The organism is Pseudomonas sp. FDAARGOS_761 (genome assembly GCF_013343155.1).
Classification (GTDB): Bacteria; Pseudomonadota; Gammaproteobacteria; order Pseudomonadales; family Pseudomonadaceae; genus Pseudomonas; species Pseudomonas aeruginosa.
In genome coordinates this window covers 3,845,248-3,859,182 of sequence record NZ_CP054572.1, presented here as the reverse complement: position 1 = coordinate 3,859,182, position 13,935 = coordinate 3,845,248, and the positions used below count along the sequence as shown (strand labels likewise).

The 13,935-nt window shown below is 66.0% G+C and carries 13 protein-coding genes; 10 read left to right on the top strand and 3 right to left on the bottom strand.

From position 1 onward, the window contains the following. Position 1: 1 nt before the first annotated feature. The 3 genes from FOC67_RS17940 to flgA form a co-directional block, all read right to left on the bottom strand. A complete protein-coding gene (locus FOC67_RS17940; protein ID WP_003091733.1) occupies positions 2 to 472 on the bottom strand; it encodes a flagella synthesis protein FlgN in 471 nt (156 codons plus the stop codon). Positions 473 to 526: 54 nt separating this feature from the next. Continuing rightward, positions 527 to 850, bottom strand: a complete 324-nt coding sequence (gene flgM, locus FOC67_RS17935) for a flagellar biosynthesis anti-sigma factor FlgM (protein ID WP_003091732.1) — start codon at positions 848 to 850, stop codon at positions 527 to 529. Between the two features lie 144 nt (positions 851 to 994). Then, positions 995 to 1,693, bottom strand: a complete 699-nt coding sequence (gene flgA / locus FOC67_RS17930; protein ID WP_073656095.1) for a flagellar basal body P-ring formation chaperone FlgA — start codon at positions 1,691 to 1,693, stop codon at positions 995 to 997. A gap of 131 nt (positions 1,694 to 1,824) precedes the next feature. On the opposite strand from flgA, the gene FOC67_RS17925 reads away from it, so the two are divergent. The 10 genes from FOC67_RS17925 (at position 1,825) to FOC67_RS17880 (ending at position 13,935) form a co-directional block, all read left to right on the top strand. Beyond that, positions 1,825 to 2,757, top strand: a complete 933-nt coding sequence (locus FOC67_RS17925) for a chemotaxis protein CheV (protein ID WP_009313686.1) — start codon at positions 1,825 to 1,827, stop codon at positions 2,755 to 2,757. A 76-nt stretch (positions 2,758 to 2,833) separates the two neighbouring features. Beyond that, on the top strand, positions 2,834 to 3,658 hold the full coding sequence (cheR, locus tag FOC67_RS17920) for a protein-glutamate O-methyltransferase CheR (RefSeq protein ID WP_003091728.1): 825 nt from the start codon (positions 2,834 to 2,836) through the stop codon (positions 3,656 to 3,658). A 314-nt stretch (positions 3,659 to 3,972) separates the two neighbouring features. Further along, positions 3,973 to 4,278 carry an anti-anti sigma factor HsbA gene (gene hsbA / locus FOC67_RS17915; RefSeq protein ID WP_003091727.1) on the top strand — a complete coding sequence of 102 codons (306 nt, stop codon included), beginning with the start codon at positions 3,973 to 3,975 and terminating at the stop codon, positions 4,276 to 4,278. A gap of 1 nt (position 4,279) precedes the next feature. Further along, positions 4,280 to 5,995 (top strand): two-component system response regulator HsbR, encoded by a 1,716-nt coding sequence (gene hsbR, locus FOC67_RS17910; RefSeq protein WP_003109304.1) that lies wholly within the window; start codon positions 4,280 to 4,282, stop codon positions 5,993 to 5,995. A 65-nt stretch (positions 5,996 to 6,060) separates the two neighbouring features. Further along, complete coding sequence (htpB, locus tag FOC67_RS17905) at positions 6,061 to 6,411, top strand: two-component system sensor histidine kinase HtpB (protein ID WP_003109305.1); 351 nt, start codon at positions 6,061 to 6,063, stop codon at positions 6,409 to 6,411. A gap of 83 nt (positions 6,412 to 6,494) precedes the next feature. After that, a complete protein-coding gene (recQ, locus tag FOC67_RS17900) occupies positions 6,495 to 8,633 on the top strand; it encodes a DNA helicase RecQ (protein ID WP_003091724.1) in 2,139 nt (712 codons plus the stop codon). 88 nt (positions 8,634 to 8,721) lie between these two features. Then, entirely contained in the window at positions 8,722 to 9,891 is a 1,170-nt protein-coding gene (locus FOC67_RS17895; RefSeq protein ID WP_003119637.1) for a diguanylate cyclase, read from the top strand. 150 nt (positions 9,892 to 10,041) lie between these two features. Next, positions 10,042 to 11,058 (top strand): DUF2804 domain-containing protein, encoded by a 1,017-nt coding sequence (locus tag FOC67_RS17890; RefSeq protein WP_009313687.1) that lies wholly within the window; start codon positions 10,042 to 10,044, stop codon positions 11,056 to 11,058. Positions 11,059 to 11,175: 117 nt separating this feature from the next. After that, on the top strand, positions 11,176 to 11,610 hold the full coding sequence (locus FOC67_RS17885; protein ID WP_003091721.1) for a MarR family transcriptional regulator: 435 nt from the start codon (positions 11,176 to 11,178) through the stop codon (positions 11,608 to 11,610). A 276-nt stretch (positions 11,611 to 11,886) separates the two neighbouring features. After that, positions 11,887 to 13,935 (top strand): FimV/HubP family polar landmark protein, encoded by a 2,049-nt coding sequence (locus tag FOC67_RS17880; RefSeq protein WP_009313688.1) that lies wholly within the window; start codon positions 11,887 to 11,889, stop codon positions 13,933 to 13,935.

Genomic DNA, 13,935 nt, shown 5'->3' with positions numbered 1-13,935 from the left:
TTCAGGCCTGGCTGAGCGGGCGTTGCCGGCTGCTCGAGGCGGTGCCGCCGCGGCTGTCGTACAGGCTAGGGGCGTCCTGGCCGCGGAGGATGTTCAGCAGGCTGCCGGTGGAAGCCTGGTTGGCGCGGATGATCCGCCCGTTGCGCAGGTTGGCCTGCTGGCAACGCTCCAGCAGTTCGCCCAGTTCGTCGCCGCGCGCCAGCAGCTCGGCGCCATCCGCGCGCTCGCGGGCGTAGCGGGCAAGGCCTTCGCGGTCGAGGGAAACGCCGGCTTCGCGGAGGATTTCCGCGCGGGCCCGGCCATTTCGCTCCAGTTGCTGCATCAGTGGCTGCTTGGCCCCGAGAAGCTGTTGCAGGACCGGCAGCTCGCGCCGTTCCAGGGCCTGGAATTCTTCGTCGACCAACTGCAGGAGTTGGCTGGCGTGGCCGATATCCTCGGCGAACAGATCGAGCAGGGTAGGGGAGTCAGGCATCTCGGGCTCGGGAGTTCATTCGGCGTCCAATGTCCTCCAGCGCGTCCTTCGAGGTCAGCGCTGGGATTCGAAGTCGAGCAGCTTGCTGGCAACACGCTCGCTGTCGACCTGATAAGTGCCATCGGCGATCGCTTGCTTGATCCGGGCAACCTTATCGTTGTCGACCACCGGCAGGGTCTGCAGCTGGTCCGTGACTTTCTGCATGTTCTGGGCGGTTTCGCTGATCTGCACCGACTCGCCGCTCTTCGGAGCGGAAGTCGCGGCCGGGCCTGCCTTGTCGGCGCCAGTGGCGTCGGGACGCCCCGCGGCGGTGCTGCCGGTACGGCCGGTGGTGGCTGGCGTGCTGCCGGGATTCAGCCGGTTGAAGTCGATGACCATGGTTGTAAACCTCGAAGGTATTGGACGCTTGCCTAGCTTTTCGGCGAAGGCTTGAAAAACTTTAGGACTTATTTTCGTGCGTCGTTTCCCAGTTTAGAGAAACCCGCCGGGGTAGCGCCAGCGCTACCGGCCACGGCTTTCCCTCTACATATTCACCTCGACCGTGCCGGGCTCTATCACGCGGGCCTTGATCACCCGCTGCGAGCGCAGGTTGCGCACGCGGATCTGCTGGCCCGGGGCGCCATCGGACAGCGCCTCGCCGGGCATCTTGACGTTGATGGTGGCGGTGCGCGCGAGAATCACCACCTGATCGCCCTTGCGCACGGCTTCGGCCTGCTCGAGGAAGACCGGCGCCAGCACCTGGTCGTTGACCACCGGTCGGCGCAGCTTCTGCCCGACGACGCGGGCCGGATCGGTCAGGTAGCCCTGGGTCAGCAGGCCGACGTCGCGCTCGACCAGGGCGATGTCGGCATCCTCCAGCACGTGCGCGCGCTTGAGAGGCTGCACTGCGACCACCACCTGGCGGAACAGCTTCACCTGCGCCGGCATGAAGATGGTCCAGGGCGCATTGCCTTCGCAACCGATGCGTACGGTGACCCTGCCGATCGGTTGTGCCGGACTTTCCTGGCTGAGCGTCAAGTCCCTGTCGCATTCGGCCAGGCGCAAGCGCGGGTCGACGCGATTGACCTGAATCTGGTAGCGCCCGTCGAGTCCGCTATTCTGCAGATATTCTTCTACCTTGAATTCAAGAAACCCCTGGGTGGAGCCGATAAGTACCTCGGGAGCGGTAAAACCCTGGGCCTGGCTGTTGTTAGCCGCGCACAGGTAGCCGAGCCCGAGCAAAACGGGTAAAAACCGTAGAGAAGTATGGCTACGGGCCATTATTCGTCGAAAAACTGTCGTTGCCTGTTTCATGCAACGGGTAAAGCAATGGTCGTGCCGGAGTCCGGTACGACCGTCTGAGGGGAGCGCCAATGGCCGGTGTTTTGGATTCAGTCAACCAGCGCACGCAGTTGGTCGGACAGAACCGTCTGGAGCTGCTTCTGTTCCGTCTGGACGGTAACCAGCTCTACGGCATCAACGTGTTCAAGGTGAAAGAGGTGTTGCAATGCCCGCGCCTGACGGTGATGCCCAAGTCCAGCCCGGTGGTGCGCGGGGTGGCGAACATCCGCGGAGGCACCATTCCGATCCTCGACCTGGCGCTGGCCACTGGCCGCCGCGGGTTGCAGGACCTGACCAACAGCTTCGCGATCATCACCGAGTACAACACCAAGGTGCAGGGCTTCCTGGTGCGCTCGGTGGAGCGCATCGTCAACATGAACTGGGAAGAGATCCATCCGCCACCCAAGGGCGCCGGCCGCGAGCATTACCTGACCGCGGTGACCCGGGTGGACAAGCAGTTGGTGGAAATCATCGACGTGGAAAAAGTGCTCGCGGAGGTCGCACCGACGTCCGAGGAAGTGTCCCCCGGAGTGGTGGACGCCGAGACCCAGAGCCGCGCGGTGACCAAGCGGGTGCTGGTGGTGGACGATTCGTCGGTGGCGCGCAAGCAGGTGACCCGTTGCCTGGAGGCGGTCGGCGTGGAAATGACCGCGCTCAACGACGGGCGCCAGGCCCTGGAGTACCTGCAGAACATGCTCGCCGAGGGACGGCGTCCGGAAGACGAGCTGCTGATGCTGATCTCCGACATCGAAATGCCGGAAATGGACGGTTATACCCTGACGGCGGAAATCCGTAGCGATCCCCGCCTGCAGAAACTGCACATTCTCTTGCATACTTCGTTGTCCGGGGTCTTCAACCAGGCGATGGTGAAGAAGGTCGGTGCGGACGACTTCCTCGCCAAGTTCCGTCCGGACGATCTGGCGGCGCGGGTGGTGGAGCGGATCAAGGCGGTGGACGCGGGCTGAGCGATCGGCCCTCGACAACAATGTGAATACGGGCGACCGGCTGCGTTCCGGTCGCCCAGGGCGAAGAGGCTTATGCGTGTCGGCAGCTAATGCGGATTTCGAGTTGTTCAGGGTCTTCCTCGAGAAGACCTGCGGCATTGTGCTGGGCAGCAACAAGCAGTACCTGGTCTCGAGCCGGCTGAACAAGCTGATGGAGCAGCAGGGCATCAAGAGCCTGGGAGAGCTGGTGCAGCGCATCCAGACCCAGCGCGGCGGCCTGCGCGAGATGGTGGTGGACGCGATGACCACCAACGAGACCCTGTGGTTTCGCGATACCTACCCGTTCGAGGTGCTCAAGCAGCGGGTTCTTCCCGAACTGATCAAGGCCAACGGCGGGCAGCGCCTGCGGATCTGGTCGGCGGCCTGTTCGTCCGGCCAGGAGCCGTACTCGCTATCGATGGCCATCGACGAGTTCGAGAAGACCAACCTGGGGCAGTTGAAGGCGGGCGTGCAGATCGTCGCCACCGACCTGTCGGGGTCGATGCTCACCGCCGCCAAGGCCGGTGAATACGACACCCTGGCGATGGGCCGCGGTCTGTCCCCGGAGCGTCTGCAACGCTATTTCGACGCCAAGGGACCGGGGCGCTGGGCGGTCAAGCCGGCGATCCGCAGCCGCGTCGAGTTCCGCGCCCTGAACCTGCTGGACAGCTACGCCAGCCTCGGCAAGTTCGACATGGTGTTCTGTCGCAACGTGCTGATCTATTTCTCCGCCGAGGTGAAGCGCGACATCCTGCTGCGCATCCATGGCACGCTCAAGCCTGGCGGCTACCTGTTCCTCGGCGCCTCCGAGGCGTTGAACAACCTGCCCGACCACTACCAGATGGTGCAGTGCAGCCCGGGCATCATCTACCGGGCCAAGTAGCGCAAGGAAGCGGACCCGCGCCAGGTTGCGCCGGGGGTGACCTGGCAGCCTGGCGCGGGTCCGCTTGGGACGGGCAGGTGGGACGAGACTTTCGCCCTCTGCCCAGGCTCCGAGCGCCACGCGCGGCGGCGCCGTCGCAGCCCGCTCGGTACAGGACGGCTGGCTCGGAGCGGGGCAGTTTAGGACTGCGCGATCTAGTTGTATTGACAGATATTTCTGATAGTCAGGTGATCTGGCAAGTTGCCGCTTTGCCGGGGAACTGCTTACATGATTCAAGCGTTCCCTCGATCCGCCACGCCTACCAGGAGACTTCCATGGCCATCACTGCGCTGCCCTCGGCCGATGGGCAAGAGTTGACCATCCAGATCCAGGGGCGCTTCGACTTCGGGGCCCATCAGGATTTCCGCGACGCCTACGAGCGCGTCGCGATCACTCCGCGACGCTACGTCGTCGACCTGCGCAACGCCACCTACCTGGACAGCTCGGCCCTCGGCATGCTCCTGCTGCTGCGCGACCACGCCGGCGGCGAGAACGCGCAGATCAGCCTGGCGAACTGCAGCCCGGAAGTGCGCAAGATCCTCGCCATCTCCAACTTCGAGCAGTTGTTCAAGATCAGCTGAGATGAATCCCCCGGCGGCGCGGATCGAGAGCCTGACGATTCTCATCGCCGAGGACAACGCGGCCGACCGCCTGCTGCTGTCGACCATCGTCAGCCGCCAGGGGCATCGCGTGCTGACCGCCGGCAACGGCCTGGAGGCGGTGGCGCTGTTCGAGACCGAGCGGCCGCAACTGGTCCTGATGGACGTGATGATGCCGGTGATGGATGGCTTCGAGGCGGCCCGGCGGATCAAGCAGCAGGCCGGCGAGGAGTTGGTGCCGATCATCTTCCTCACCTCCCTCAGCGAAACCGAGGCGCTGGTGCAGAGCCTGGAGGCGGGCGGCGACGACTTCCTCTCCAAGCCGTACAACCGGGTGATCCTCGAAGCCAAGATCAACGCCATGGGACGCCTGCACCTGCTGCAACGAACGGTGCTGGAGCAGCGCGACCTGATCGTCCGGCACAACGAGCACCTGCTCAACGAACAGCGGGTGGCCAAGGCGGTGTTCGACAAGGTGGCCCATTCCGGCTGCCTGAACGCCAGCAACGTGCGCTACCTGCAATCGCCCCTCGCGCTGTTCAACGGCGACCTGCTGCTGGCCGCCTACAAGCCGTCCGGCGGCATGCACGTGCTGCTCGGCGACTTCACCGGCCACGGTCTGCCGGCGGCGATCGGCGCGATGCCGCTGGCCGAAGTGTTCTACGGGATGACCGCCAAGGGCTATCCGATGGCCGACATCCTTCGCGAGATGAACGCCAAGCTGAAGCGCATCCTGCCGGTCGGCGTGTTCTGCTGCGCCACCTTGCTCAACCTGAGCTTCCAGCGCGAACTGGTGGAGGTCTGGAACGGCGGCTTGCCGGACGGCTACCTGCTGCGCGCCGCCAGCGGCGAGCGGGTCGCCCTGGTGTCCCGCCACCTGCCGCTGGGAATCCTCGAGCCGGCGGCGTTCAGCGACCGTTGCGAAACCTATCCGCTGGATATCGAAGATCGGATATTCCTGTTTTCCGACGGTGTCCTCGAGGCCAGCAACAAGGCTGGCGAGATGTTCGGCGAGGCGCGGCTGCTCCGGCTGTTCGAGCACAATCGCCAGCCGTCCGCGCTGTTCGACGAGATCCAGCGCAGCCTGGCGCAGTTCCGCGGCTCGGTGCAGGACGACGTGAGCATGCTCGAAGTGCGCCTGCAGCCGGATAGCGGCCTGCAATGCCCGCCGCTGGCGTTTTCCGATAGCGGCGTGAGCAGTCCGCTGGACTGGTCGGTGAGCTTCGAATTCCGCGCCGAAACCCTCAAGCATTTCAACCCGCTGCCCCATGTGCTGCAACTGCTGCTCGAGGTCCACGACCTGCGCGCGCGCGGCGGTGCGCTGTATACGGTACTCGCCGAACTCTATTCGAACGCCCTGGAACATGGCGTCATCGGCCTCGACTCGACGATGAAGAGCGACGCGGCGGGATTCGCCCGCTATTACCAGGAGCGGGTCAGCCGCCTGCAGGCCTTGCGCGACGGCTACGTGCGGCTGCACCTGGACCTGGCGCCGCATGGCGCGGGGGGGCGTCTGCTGGTGCGGGTCGAGGACAGCGGCGAAGGTTTCGACGTGGAGCGCGCGCTGAATGCCGTGGAGCGCCAGGAACGCCTCTGCGGCAGGGGTTTGCGCCTGATCCGCGAATTGTCCGATCGTTGCCAGTGGTCGGCCGACGGAAAGGTGGTGTCCGTGGAGTTTTTCTGGTCGCCTCAGGCATAATCGCGCTTTCGTCGCGGTGCTCCTAATGGGTAGGGCATCGGAAGTCGACTTCAGGGAGCGATCGAATGTCCGCGCCGCATCTCGATGATCGTGTTCTGGCTTCGTTGCAGGAGGTCATGGAGGACGAATATCCGGTCCTGCTGGATACCTTCGTGCTCGACTCCGAGGAGCGCCTGCGCAGCCTGCATGCCGCCCTCCAGGCCGGCGATGCCCAGGCTTTGCGGCATACCGCGCACAGCTTCAAGGGAGGCAGCAGCAACATGGGCGCGGTACTCCTCGCCGGCTACTGCAAGGAGCTGGAAGAAAGCGCCAGGCGCGGCGAGCTGCAACGGGCGCCGGCGCTGATCGAACAGATGGAGCGCGAATTCGCCATCGTCCGCATCCTTTTCAAACAGGAACGTCAGCGCTATCGCTGAGGTTTTCGTCCTTTCCGGCGACAAGGTACCGGCCCGATCGAGCCTCCCTGGCGTATAATGCGCCGCTCGATTTGGAGTCCTTCATGCGCGAGCAAGCCCTACGCATCCTCAAAGACGTTTTCGGTTACGACGCCTTCCGTGGCAACCAGGCACGGATCATCGAGCGGGTGGCCGAGGGTGGCGATGCGCTGGTACTGATGCCCACCGGCGGTGGCAAGTCCCTGTGTTTCCAGGTCCCGGCGCTGCTGCGCGAAGGCCTGACGGTGGTGGTGTCGCCGCTGATCGCGCTGATGGAGGACCAGGTCGCCACCCTGGACGAACTCGGCGTGCCGGCGGTGGCGCTGAACTCCACCCTCAACCCCGAACAGCAGCGGGATATCGCCGAGCGCCTGCAGCGTGGCGAGATCAAGCTGCTCTACCTGGCACCGGAACGGCTGGTCCAGCCGCGCATGCTGGCCTTCCTGCAACGACTGCCGGTCGGCCTGTTCGCCATCGACGAAGCGCACTGCGTGTCGCAATGGGGCCATGACTTCCGTCCCGAATACCTGCAGCTCGGCCAGCTTGCCGAGCTGTTCCCGCAGGTGCCGCGGATCGCCCTGACCGCCACCGCGGACATGCGTACCCGCGAGGAGATGATCCAGCGCCTGCACCTGCAGAACGCCGAGCAGTTCCTCTCCAGCTTCGACCGGCCGAACATCTTCTACCGCATCGTGCCCAAGGAGCAGCCGCGCAAGCAGTTGCTCGGCTTCCTCTCCGAGCGGCGCGGCGATGCCGGCATCGTCTACTGCCTGTCGCGGAAGAAGGTCGAGGAGGTCGCGGAATTCCTCGGCAACCAGGGCTTCCCCGCACTGCCGTATCACGCCGGACTGTCCAACGAACTGCGTGCCCACCACCAGAAGCGCTTCCTCAACGAGGAAGGCTTGATCATGGTGGCGACCATCGCCTTCGGCATGGGCATCGACAAGCCCAACGTGCGTTTCGTCGCCCACCTCGACCTGCCCAAGAGCCTCGAGGCCTATTACCAGGAAACCGGCCGCGCCGGCCGCGATGGCCTGCCGGCCGACGCCTGGATGGCCTACGGTCTGCAGGACGTCCTGCTGCTGCGGCAGATGATGCAGAGTTCCGAGGGCGACGAGCGGCACAAGCGCGTCGAGCGGCACAAGCTGGAAGCCATGCTGGCGCTCTGCGAGGAAACCCGCTGCCGGCGCCAGGCGCTGTTGGCCTATTTCGACGAGGAGATGCCGCAGCCCTGCGGGCATTGCGACAACTGCGTGGACGGCGTGGAAACCTGGGATGCCACCGAATCCGCGCGCCAGGCGCTGTCGGCGATCTACCGCAGCGGCCAGCGCTACGGCGTCGGCCATCTGGTGGATATCCTGCTCGGCCGCGAGACCGAGAAGATCCGCAGTCTCGGCCACCAGCACCTGGCGGTGTTCGGGATCGGCAAGGGGCGCGGCGAAGACGAGTGGCGGACCCTGTTTCGCCAGTTGGTCGCGCGCGGCCTGGCCGACGTCGACCTGGACGGCTTCGGCGGCCTGCGCCTGACCGAGGCCTGTCGTCCGCTGTTGCGTGGCGAGGTGCGGCTGGAGCTGCGCCGCGACCTCAAGCCACAGCGCGCCAAGGGCTCCTCCAGCGGCGGCGCCAGCGCCGCCAGCCAATTGGTGCGCAGCGAAGAGCGGGAAATGTGGGAGGCCCTGCGCGCGCTGCGGCGCAAGCTGGCCGAAGAGCATTCGGTGCCGCCCTATGTGATCTTCCCCGACGCGACCCTGCTGGAAATGCTCCGCAGCCAGCCGCGCTCGCTATCCGACATGGCCCAGGTCAGCGGGGTCGGCGCGCGCAAGCTGGAGCGCTACGGCCAGGCCTTCCTCGATGTCCTCACCGACTCGCCGGCGGCGCCCGCCGCGCCGCCGCAGGACCTGCGCCACGAATTGGCCAGCCTGGCCTGTGCGGGGATGACCCCGGCGCAGATAGCCCGCCAGCTCAATTGCAGCGAGAAGAACGTCTACGCGATGCTCGCCGAGGCCATCGCCGGTCAGCAGGTGAGCCTGGAGCAGGCGCTGGATCTGCCCGAGGAACTCCTCGGCGAAATCCAGGACGCCTTCCTCGAGGAAGACGGCGAACTGCCGCCGGTGGCGGCGCTGGAGGAGCGTTTCGGCAAGCGGGTGCCGAGTGGCGTGCTGCACTGCGTGCGCGCCGCCCTGCAGGTGGAACTGGAGTCGTGATATGGCCATTTGCCGGTATTTTCTGACGCCAATCTTGTGACGTCCTTCGCAAGCGTCTACTGTGACGCCAAGCCCTCCAAGAGAAGAGGTGTGCGTGACACAGAAGGACCGGTTGGACGACTCCCGTTCCAACCTCTATGCCGACCAATTGAACCGCGGTTTCCGCGGTCTGCGTTTCCTTCCCGAACTGGAGCGTGACTACCGGCGCTACATGCTGGAGGACAGCTTCGCGCTGAAACGCATCGCCCTCAGCGTCGGCATGCTCGTCTGGCTGGCGTTCATCGGCATCGACCTGCTGATCCTCGCTGGTCCCCCGCTGTGGGGCGTACTGGCGGTGCGCCTTGGCGTGCTGGTCCTGCTACTGGTCTGCGGCTGCCTGATCATGCTGCGCCGGCACATCCAGCTGATGGTGCCGCTGAGCATCGCCTGCGTCCTCGCCCTTGGCGTCGGTGCGGCGGCGGTGGTCGGCCTGGCGCACCGGGCGGATCCCGGCTATCCCTACGAAGGCCTGCTGCTGGTCAGTTTCGCCGCCTATTTCCTCGCCGGCCTGCGGTTGTCGCAGGCATTGAGCTGTGCGTTGGTGGTGCTGCTCGCCTACCTGGGTTTCGAGTGGTGGGCGGGTACCCAGGAGCCGCTGGGCAACAACCTGCTGTTCCTGCTGTTCGGTAACCTGATCGGCGCGGTCGGCTGCTATCTGCTGGAGTTCAAGTCGCGCGAGCATTTCCTCATCAGCCGTCTGCTGCGGGTGATGGCCGACCACGACAGCCTGACCGGCCTGCACAACCGGCGCAGCTTCAACCAGCACCTGGACCGCCTCTGGCGCCAGGCCCAGCGCGAACAGAAGACCCTGGCGCTGCTGCTTTGCGACGTCGACCATTTCAAGGCCTATAACGACCGCTACGGCCACCAGGCCGGCGATGCGGTCCTGCAGCGCATCGGCGCGGTGTTCGAGGCGAATGCCAGGCGTCCGCTGGACATGGCGGTGCGCCTGGGCGGCGAGGAGTTCGCCCTGTTGCTGTACGGCGCCAACGAGCATGAGGCGAGGCTGCGCGCGGAAGCGCTGCGCGCGCAGGTGCAGGCGCTGCGCATGGAGCACGAGGCGTCGGACACGGCGCGCGAAGTGACCCTGTCGGTCGGCGTGTCCTGCCTGTGGCCGACTCCGGGCAACGACCTGAAGCGTCTCTACGATCTCTACGAGCATGCCGATCGCGCGCTTTACGAAGCCAAGGCGTTCGGCCGCAACCAGGTGGTGGCCTGAGTCCATGGCCGATTTTGTCCCTGTGGCTGGCGCCGCCGGTGACTGCGGGACGAAGCGGCGAATGCTAGGTTCGACAGGAAAAAATGGCAGGCACGGCCGCTCTTCGCAGAGCTGCCGGCCCCGCCGCGAGACGACTTCCGGACGGACCCCATGCAGCGCTTGATCCAGGCCAACGGCCAACCGCACTACGGCATCTTCCCGAGTGCCCCGCAGCACATCAATTACCGCGATTTCGACTTCCGTTCGCCGATGGGCCGGCGCGTGGGGGCCCTGGGCAAATGGCGACGCTTCCATCAGTTCCAGTACTTCGGCCTGATCAGCCCGGAGCTGATCGGCGGCTGCGCCCTGGCCCAGCTGAGCTTGCTTGGCGTCGGCTTCGTCTACCTCTACCAGCCTTCCAGCGGACGCATGCTGGAGCGGCGCTTCAAGCTGCCGCTGGGGTTCGGAACCCGGTTTTCCCAGACCCCGGACGACGGCGTCTGCGAACTGCGCCATGGGCGCAACCTGCTACGCCTGGAGAACCGTACGGCTCCCCGGGAGAAACGCCTGCTGGTGGAACTCGACGATGGCACCCGCATCGACGCCTGCTTCAGCGAGGAGGCGCCGAGCTTCCAGCCTATGTGCCTGTGTACGCCGACCGCGGTGAACGGCTGGGTCTATGCGCAGAAGGTGGCCGGCGTGCGCTGTCGCGGCGACGTGCGCAGCGCCCTCGGCGACCACGACCTGCAGGCGCTGGACGCCTTCGCCCATCACGACTGGTCGGCGGGCTACATGCGCCCGGAAACCTTCTGGAACTGGGCTTGCCTGTCCGGCGAGGCGGACGGCTTGCGGGTCGGCCTGAACCTGTCGTGCGGGGTCAACGAGACCAGCTTCACCGAGAACTGCTACTGGCTGGACGGCGAACTGCTGAAGGTCGACAGCGTGCGCTTCGACTTCGACCGCGACCAGCCGCTGCGGCCCTGGACCATCCGTTCATACGATGGCCAGGTAGAGCTGCGCTTCGAGGCCCACGGCATGCACCAGGAGCGGCTGAACCTCGGTCTGCTGGCGAGCAACTTCAAGCAGATCTTCGGTTGTTTCAGCGGTGTGCTGCGTCCGCGAGGTCGTGCCGAGGTGAGGATCGAGCGGCTCTGGGGCTTCGTCGAGGACCAGTACGCCAAGTGGTAGACAGGGCCTGGCCTGGGCATATCGTGCGACAATTTGTCATTGTACGGGGGGAAATTGGACGGGCATTATTAGCCGACTAATAATTAGTCAAATGAAATATCGGACCTCCTTTTTCCTATGGCTCAGACAGACAAGCACTATTTCGGCACCTTGCTAGCCCAGACTTCCCGTGCTTGGCGCGCTGAACTCGACCGCCGCCTCAGTCACCTCGGCCTGTCCCAGGCGCGCTGGTTGGTGTTGTTGCATCTGGCGCGCCATCGCGATTCGCCCACCCAGCGCGAGTTGGCCCAATCGGTCGGGGTCGAAGGCCCGACCCTGGCGCGACTGCTCGACGGCCTCGAGTCCCAGGGCCTGGTACGACGCCTGGCGGTGGCGGAGGACCGGCGGGCCAAGCACATCGTGCTGACGCCCAAGGCCGATGTGCTGATCGCCGATATCGAGGCCATCGCCGCCAGCGTTCGCAACGACGTACTGACCGGCATCGACGAGTCCGAGCAGGCGCTATGCCAGCAGGTGCTCTTGCGAATCCTGGCGAACCTGGAAAAGCGCTGAGCACTGCGTCACAAAATTCCGCTAGAATCGCCATTTTTATGGCATCACCTCCAGGGCTTTCGTTCGAAAGCCCTCTACAGAGGTTTTCGTCGGTTTTCTGACGAAAAATCTTGACCGTTTCCACGGCATTCCTCTATTCAGTGATGGCAAAAAGCCATGTCTCGCGCCATGTGGTGCGTTCAGCCCTGTACGGGGCGAAATTCGGGCTAACGTGAAATAGATGTAGCAGTCGACCGCTGGCCGGCTGCGTGCTCGAAGTGCGGAGAAAAGAACGGAATGCCCGGTAAAGCCTTGCGTGTCATGCTGTGTGCTTGGTCGTGCCTGTTGGCCGGCCAGGCGAGCGCCCTGGGAGTGGGGGACATCACCCTGCATTCGGCGCTCAACCAGCCGCTGGATGCGGATATCGAACTGTTCGACGTCGGCGATCTCGGCGCGGACGAGATCGAGGTCCGCCTGGCGGGCGCCGACGTCTTCGCCGCGGCCGGGGTGGAACGCTTGCAGTTCCTCAACGAGCTGCGTTTCAGTCCGGTGCTCCAGGGGCGCGGTGGCAATCGCATCCATGTGTCCTCGAGCCGACCGGTGCAGGAGCCCTACCTGAATTTCCTGGTGGAGGTGGCCCGCCCCAACGGCCGCATCGTCCGCGAATTCACCGTACTGCTCGATCCGCTCGGTTATACGCCGCGCATGCTTCCGGCCGCGCGCAGCGGGATCGAGCCGCAGCGGCAATCCTCGACGCCGGTGCCTGCGCCGCGTAGTGCCGCGGTCGTCGTAGACCCGGCACTGCTGGAGCCGGGCGACGACTACCTGACTCGCCCCAGCGACAACCTCTGGGCCATCAGCGGACGCCTGCGTGGTGCCGGCAACGCCGATCGCGCGCAACTCATGGAGGCCCTGTACCAGCTCAATCCGCAGGCCTTCGTCAATGCCGACCGGCACCGGCTCAAGGCCGGCGCGCGCCTGCGCCTGCCGGCCGGCTACCAGCCGGAGCGAGGCGCGCCCGGCGCCGTGAAGGAGGCGGCCGTGGAAGTCCTGCCGCCAGCCGATGCCGCCGTGGTGGAAAACGCTCCGGCGGCTCTCGTCGAGGCGCAGCGCCAGGCGGATGCCGAGGCCGAGGCGCTGGCCCGGCAACGGGAGGAACTGAGCCAGCGGATGGACGATCTGCAACGCCAGTTGCAGGCCTTGCAGGAACAACTGCAGCAGCGCGATCGCCAGGTCGCCGAACTGCAACAGCAACTGGCCCGGCGCCAGGCGGTGCGGCCCGCGGCGCCGCCGCCCGCCGCGGCCGCGCCTTCGGTTGCGCAACCGGTTGAAACGCCGACGGACTCGCAGCACTGGCGCTGGATGATCGTCCTGCTGCTGGTCCTCGCCCTGCTCGGCGTATTGCTGTTGCGTCGCCGCCGCGAAGAGACTCCTGTCCCAGCGGTCGAACCGAAGCGCCGGGTTGCCCTGAACCTGCCGCTGCGCCGTGCGCCGCGCCCCCCGGCGGCCGCACCGGCGCCGGCAAAGGTCGAGGAACAGGCCAGGCCGCCGGTCGCCGTTCCCTCCAGCCCGCCGCCGTCTCCTCCGCCTGCTCCGGCCGCCGCTCCGCGCGCCGCCATGGCTGCGGCGGACAAGCTGGACGGCGCCGACATCTATATCGCCTACGGTCGCTACGGACAGGCCCGCGACCTGCTGCGTCAGGTACTCGCCGAGCAGCCGCAGCGCCTGAGCGCGCGGATGAAGCTGTTGCTGGTGCTGGCTGAGCTGGGCGATGCGGCCGGCTTCGACGCGCTGGCCGAGGAAACCCTGGCCAGTGGCGGCAACCCGGAGGCCATCGACGAGTTGCGCGGACGCTACCCGGCGCTGCTACAGATGCCGGCGACCGAGACGCCGGCGGCAACCAAGGACGACGACTGGAGCGACCTGCCGCTGGCCGAGCCGCCCGCCGCGCAGCAGCCGGATGCGACCTCGGGCGCCGACGGCTTCGGCGACCTCAACCTCGATCTCGATCTCGACTGGGGCGCCCTGGAGAATCCCCTGGACAACCCCGACCTGCCGCGCCGCGCCGCTGCCGGCAAGGCGGAACCGGCGGAGGAGGAGCCCCTGGCGTTCGAGAGCAATCTCCATGAACTGCCGGATGTCGCCGAGTACGAACACCTCGAACTCGACCAGCCGGAGCCGGCCACGGTGCCGCCGGAGGAGGCCTCGGCCAGCCTGGACCGGGCCCGCGCCTGCATCGACAGCGGCGATCTCGACCAGGCCAGCCGCATCCTGCGCCTGGTGGTGGCGCACGGCGACCCGTGGCAGAAGGCCGAGGCGCGCGAGTTGCTGGCGCTGATCGCCTGA

Excerpts from the sequence above, each read along its gene's own strand:
- FOC67_RS17940 (WP_003091733.1), bottom strand. The coding sequence starts at position 472 with ATGCCTGACTCCCCTACCCTGCTCGATCTGTTCGCCGAGGATATCGGC.
- flgM (WP_003091732.1), bottom strand. The coding sequence starts at position 850 with ATGGTCATCGACTTCAACCGGCTGAATCCCGGCAGCACGCCAGCCACC.
- FOC67_RS17925 (WP_009313686.1), top strand. The coding sequence starts at position 1,825 with ATGGCCGGTGTTTTGGATTCAGTCAACCAGCGCACGCAGTTGGTCGGA.
- hsbA (WP_003091727.1), top strand. The coding sequence starts at position 3,973 with ATGGCCATCACTGCGCTGCCCTCGGCCGATGGGCAAGAGTTGACCATC.
- hsbR (WP_003109304.1), top strand. The coding sequence starts at position 4,280 with ATGAATCCCCCGGCGGCGCGGATCGAGAGCCTGACGATTCTCATCGCC.
- htpB (WP_003109305.1), top strand. The coding sequence starts at position 6,061 with ATGTCCGCGCCGCATCTCGATGATCGTGTTCTGGCTTCGTTGCAGGAG.
- recQ (WP_003091724.1), top strand. The coding sequence starts at position 6,495 with ATGCGCGAGCAAGCCCTACGCATCCTCAAAGACGTTTTCGGTTACGAC.
- FOC67_RS17890 (WP_009313687.1), top strand. The coding sequence starts at position 10,042 with ATGCAGCGCTTGATCCAGGCCAACGGCCAACCGCACTACGGCATCTTC.
- FOC67_RS17885 (WP_003091721.1), top strand. The coding sequence starts at position 11,176 with ATGGCTCAGACAGACAAGCACTATTTCGGCACCTTGCTAGCCCAGACT.
- FOC67_RS17880 (WP_009313688.1), top strand. The coding sequence starts at position 11,887 with ATGCCCGGTAAAGCCTTGCGTGTCATGCTGTGTGCTTGGTCGTGCCTG.